Source organism: Phenylobacterium sp. (assembly GCF_020253645.1).
In the GTDB taxonomy this organism is placed as follows: domain Bacteria; phylum Pseudomonadota; class Alphaproteobacteria; order Caulobacterales; family Caulobacteraceae; genus Phenylobacterium.
This window is the reverse complement of the sequence record NZ_JADCBG010000025.1, coordinates 1-4711: the sequence shown is the minus strand read 5'-3', so window position 1 is coordinate 4711 and position 4711 is coordinate 1. Positions and strand designations below refer to the sequence as shown.

The 4711-nt window shown below is 68.8% G+C and carries 6 protein-coding genes; 3 read left to right on the top strand and 3 right to left on the bottom strand.

Annotated features, from left to right (window positions below):
• Window positions 1-1139 (top strand): RNA polymerase sigma factor RpoD (gene rpoD, locus INE98_RS01690; protein WP_293536035.1); only part of this gene is annotated, 1139 nt, incomplete at its 5' end.
• A 146-nt stretch (window positions 1140-1285) separates the two neighbouring features.
• Here the strand turns inward: rpoD and INE98_RS01685 are convergent.
• Both INE98_RS01685 and INE98_RS01680 read right to left on the bottom strand, forming a co-directional pair.
• Window positions 1286-1906, bottom strand: coding sequence for a TIGR02466 family protein (locus INE98_RS01685; protein ID WP_293536034.1), 621 nt, complete (start codon window positions 1904-1906; stop codon window positions 1286-1288).
• A 53-nt stretch (window positions 1907-1959) separates the two neighbouring features.
• Window positions 1960-2181 (bottom strand): flagellar basal body rod C-terminal domain-containing protein, encoded by a 222-nt coding sequence (locus INE98_RS01680; RefSeq protein ID WP_293536033.1) that lies wholly within the window; start codon window positions 2179-2181, stop codon window positions 1960-1962.
• Between the two features lie 118 nt (window positions 2182-2299).
• Here INE98_RS01680 and INE98_RS01675 point away from each other — a divergent pair, with 118 nt between their 5' ends.
• Together INE98_RS01675 and INE98_RS01670 are read left to right on the top strand one after the other, a co-directional pair.
• The gene (locus INE98_RS01675; RefSeq protein ID WP_293536032.1) at window positions 2300-2608 is read left to right on the top strand and encodes a hypothetical protein; all 309 of its coding nucleotides are present in this window, start codon (window positions 2300-2302) and stop codon (window positions 2606-2608) included.
• A gap of 46 nt (window positions 2609-2654) precedes the next feature.
• On the top strand, window positions 2655-3608 hold the full coding sequence (locus INE98_RS01670; RefSeq protein ID WP_293536031.1) for a TraB/GumN family protein: 954 nt from the start codon (window positions 2655-2657) through the stop codon (window positions 3606-3608).
• 6 nt (window positions 3609-3614) lie between these two features.
• On the opposite strand, the gene INE98_RS01665 is transcribed toward INE98_RS01670, so the two are convergent.
• Window positions 3615-4711 (bottom strand): serine hydrolase (locus INE98_RS01665; protein ID WP_293536030.1); only part of this gene is annotated, 1097 nt, incomplete at its 5' end.

The window sequence follows — 4711 nt, the reverse complement described above, 5'->3', positions numbered from 1 at the left end:
GCGAGGACCTCTCCGAGGCCGACCGCAGCGCGCACGCCGCCGCCAGCGGGACCATCGTCCAGCACCTCAAGACCCTGAAGCTGAACAACAACCGCATCGAGGCCCTGGTCGAGCAGCTCTACGCCATCAACAAGCGCCTTGTGGGCCTTGAGGGTCGGCTGATGCGCCTCGCCGACAGTTATGGCATCGCCCGGCAGGAGTTCCTGAAGACCTACCTGGGCGCGGAGCTGAATCCGGCCTGGACCGAGCAGGTCAAGCCCCTCGGTGTGCGCTGGACCAAGTTCGCCGAGAACGAAGCCGCCCAGATCCTGACGATCCGCCAGGAGATCGCTTCCCTCGCCACCGAGTCCGGCGTGCCCATCGACGAGTATCGCCGCATCGTCCAGACCGTGCAGAAGGGTGAGCGCGAGGCCCGGCAGGCCAAGAAGGAGATGGTCGAGGCCAACCTGCGTCTGGTCATCTCGATCGCCAAGAAATACACGAACCGCGGCCTGCAATTCCTTGATCTTATTCAGGAAGGCAATATCGGCCTCATGAAGGCGGTGGACAAGTTCGAGTACCGCCGGGGCTACAAGTTCTCCACCTACGCCACCTGGTGGATCCGGCAGGCCATCACCCGGTCCATCGCCGACCAGGCCCGCACCATCCGCATTCCGGTGCACATGATCGAGACGATCAACAAGATCGTCCGGACCTCGCGCCAGATGCTGCACGAGATCGGCCGCGAGCCGACGCCGGAGGAACTGGCCGAGAAGCTGGCCATGCCGCTGGAAAAGGTCCGCAAGGTCCTGAAGATCGCCAAGGAGCCCATCAGCCTCGAGACGCCCATCGGCGACGAGGAGGACTCGCACCTGGGCGACTTCATCGAGGACAAGAACGCCGTCCTGCCCATCGACGCGGCCATCCAGTCCAACCTGCGCGAGACCACCACCCGGGTCCTGGCCTCCCTGACCCCCCGGGAGGAGCGGGTCCTGCGCATGCGCTTCGGCATCGGCATGAACACCGACCACACCCTCGAAGAGGTCGGCCAGCAGTTCAGCGTGACCCGCGAGCGGATCCGCCAGATCGAGGCCAAGGCCCTGCGCAAGCTCAAGCACCCGAGCCGCAGCCGCAAGCTGCGCAGCTTCCTGGACAGCTAGGGCGGCCGGCGCCGCAGACCCCCTCCGGCCCGCTGCGCGGTCCACCTCCCCCTGATGGGGAGGAATTACGGAGCCCAATTGCTCCCCCCAGGGGGAGCTCCGACCTAAGGTCGATGAGGGGGTCAACGGCGCCTGAGGCCTTGGCCCTACGCCCAGGCGTAGTTGAAGCTGATGGAGATGCGGGGGGTGCGGGCCCGGTTGGGCGGGACCTCGTGGCGCAGCCAGCTCTCCCAGAGGAAGACGGTCCCCGGCGCCGGCGTCAGGTACACGAAGGTGCGCTCGGCGTCTGGCGCGTCGGCGCTGCGGGGCGGGGCGGCCATCATCAGGGGCAGGCGCGGGTCCTCCAGCCGCAGGGCCGAGGCGCCGGGCGGGGTTGCGACATACATCGTGCCGGAGATCACGCTGTGCGGGTGGATATGGCCGGAATGGCCGGCCCCGGGCTTCAGGATGTTGACCCAGAGGCTGTCCATCTTCAGGCGCCCGGACCCGAGGTCGAGGTGCAGGTCCTTCGCATAGCTGCGCACGATCCGGTCCAGACGGCGCTTCAGGTCGTCGAAGACGCTGGCCCGGCGCGGGAGGTCATCCAGGGAGGCGTAGGAGGTGTAGCCGCCATAGCCGTTCCGGCGGCACCAGTCGCGCCCGGCGGCGTCCTCGGCTTCCAGCATGCGGCAGGCGGCCTCGAGGTCGGCGAGGAGGTCGTCGAAACCGGCCTGGCCGGCCAGGGTGGTCTCGCAGATGCGGGTGGGGAAAAGGTCGCGGACGGTCATGCCTGACCGCTAGGCCCCACAGGGCCCGCTGTCAAAACCCGGCGGGGACGGGATCAGGTGAGAATGTTGAGCAGGGCGCCCTGCATCTCGTCGGCGGTCTTGATGACGGCGGCGTTGGCGCTGAAGGCGGTCTTGGCCAGGGTCATGTCCACGATCTCGGAGGCGAGGTCGACATTGGCCCCATCCACCCCCATGCCCGCAATCTTCTGGGCGGACTCGGCGAAACGGTTCGAGGCGGCGACGAGCCCGTACTGGGCGATGGCGATCGGGTTCATGATCAGGGTCTCCAATCTCCCCACCCTGAACCCATAAGGGTAAACCAGAAACCCCTGAAACACGGTGAAAATGGGTTAAGCTCCGACTCTTGGTCCGTTCTGGCGCAGGAGACTCCCCATGTTCGTCGCCCTATGGCTCGCCGCCGCCGTCACCACCGTCTGCCTGGAGGTGGACGGAAGCCTTTCACCCGTGGTCTGCAAGGCGCCCGGAACCCGCCTCGACGCCCGCACGGAGGTCTGCGAGTGCCCGACAGGCCGCCGGACCGAGGCTCCGGTCTGCGCCGCCGGGGAGATCCCGCCCTCTGACAACCGGGCCCTCAACGTCTTCCGGCGCAAGGCCGGCGCGGACGGAAGCTTGGTCGGGGATCGTTTCCAGGACCGGCCCGTGTGCGTCCCGCCCGCGAGCGGAGTTTCCCGGCGGCCCTGATTTCGCCCGAAAGACCGGCAGGCTGAACAGGCTGGAGACGCCCGACATGACATTTTCTTTCCCCGCCTGGCTTGCCGGGCTTGTCCTCCTCATCGCCACCCCCGCCCTGGCCCAGGTCGCTCCGGGCCTGCCCGAGGACCCCGGCGCTGCCGTCGTGGAGGAGCTGGTCGTCCAGGCCAAGGAGCCCGGGCCGGCCTGGTGGGTGGTCCGTGACGGGGATTCCACCGTCTACATCCTGGGCATGCCCGGCGGCGGCATACCTCCGAAGTCCGCATGGGACCGGCGATACCTGGACCGCCGGCTGAAGGGCGCCAATAGCCTGATCCTCGCGGACTCCATCCGCATCAGTATCGGAATCTCGTCCTTCGGCGAGGCCCTGCGCCTCTACCGCAGCCTGAGGTCGGACGTCCCGCTGGAGACCCGCCTCCAGGAGCCCCTGCGGTCCCAGTTCATCGCCGCCCGGCGGACGGTCGGCCAGCCCGAGCGGCGCTATGCGAACTGGTCGCCCTTCGTCGCCTCCCTGATGCTGTCGGGCGACTCCGCGCCCAAGGGGTGGGTCGATCCCCGGGAGGACATTATCCGGGCGGCGCGAAAGGCGAGGGTCAAGCGGGTCCAGGCGTCCGCCTACGACGCCAGCAGCTCTGCCGGCCAGATCCTGGGGTCGATGGACCCGGCCCTGGAGACCGCCTGCCTCGCCGCCGCCGTCCGCACGGTGCAGCGCGCCCGGCCGGCAGAGACGGCCGAGGGCTGGGCGAGGGGCGATGTCGCCGCCGCCATCAGCGCCCCGCGCGACTTCGAAGGCTGCCTGCTCCTGCTGAACGGCGGGCCCCAGATCTGGCGGGCCATCGTCACTGAACACACCCGGCTGATCGCCGAGGGCCTGAAGACCCCGGGCCACAGCGTCGCCCTCGTCGACCTCTCCATGCTGTTGGCCGAGGAGGGGGTGATCCGCGGCCTCGAGGACCGCGGCCTGGCGGTCACAGGCCCCGGCGGGAGCTGACCGGCCTCAGACCAGGGGCGGCCCCTTGCCGAGGGCGGCGTAGGCCTGCTTCTGGAAGATCGGCAGGGCCGCCCGGCCGCCCATGCGCTGGCCGGTGGCGACCTGACTGGCGGATTCCGGTCCCAGCTCCATGGAGTTCTGGATCAGGTAGATGAGGATCATGTCTTCCTCCGGATCGGCCTGCCACCAGGTGCCGAAGGCGCCCGGCCAGCCGAAGGCGCCGGTCGAGCCTGCGCCCATCCAGGCCTGCTTCTCCGGGTCGGTGATGACCGAGACGCCCAGGCCGAAGCCCTGGCCAAGCCAGAAGGGGATGCCCATGAGGGGGATGGCCCTCTGTTCTGGGGTCAGGCGGTTCGACGCCATCAGACCAAAGGTGTCCTCGCGGATCAGCCGCACGCCGTTCAGTTCGCCCCGGTTCAGCATCAGCCGGGCGAAGGTCAGGTAGTCGTCGACGGTGGAGATCAGGCCGCCGCCGCCGGCGCAGAAGGCCGGCGGGTGGTCCTCGTGGACGAAGGAGACGTCCTTCAGTGGCTCGTCATCCTTGGCCTTGTAGAGCTTGGCCATCCGGTCGCGCTTCTCCGGCGGGCACCAGAAGTCGGTGTCCGTCATGCCGAGGGGCTCAAGGATCCGCGCCTTCAGGACGTCCTGGTAGGTCGCACCGGCGATCCGCCCGACCAGGAAGCCCAGGACGTCGGTGGCGTGGCTGTAGTGGAAGCGCTCGCCGGGGGCGTAGGACAGGGGCAGGCCGGCGAGCCGCTCCATCCACTGGTCCGGTCCGTGGGGGTTGCCGAGCGGCGGACCGAGCACCTCCTGGTGGGCGTGGGCGATGGGGCCGACCGAGGTGAAGCCATAGGCCAGGCCCGAGCGGTGGGTCAGGAGGTCCTCGACCGTGATGTCGCGCGGCGCGTCGACCACCTCGTCCAGGGGGCCGGTCGCCGACTTCAGCACCTTCATGCCCGAGAATTCCGGCGCCCACTTGGTGATCGGGTCGTCCAGCTTCAGCCGGCCCTCCTCCATCAGCATGAGGGCCAGGACCGAGGTCATGGGCTTGGTCATGGAGGCGATGCGGAACATCGTGTCCCGGGTCATGGGCTTGTCGCCCG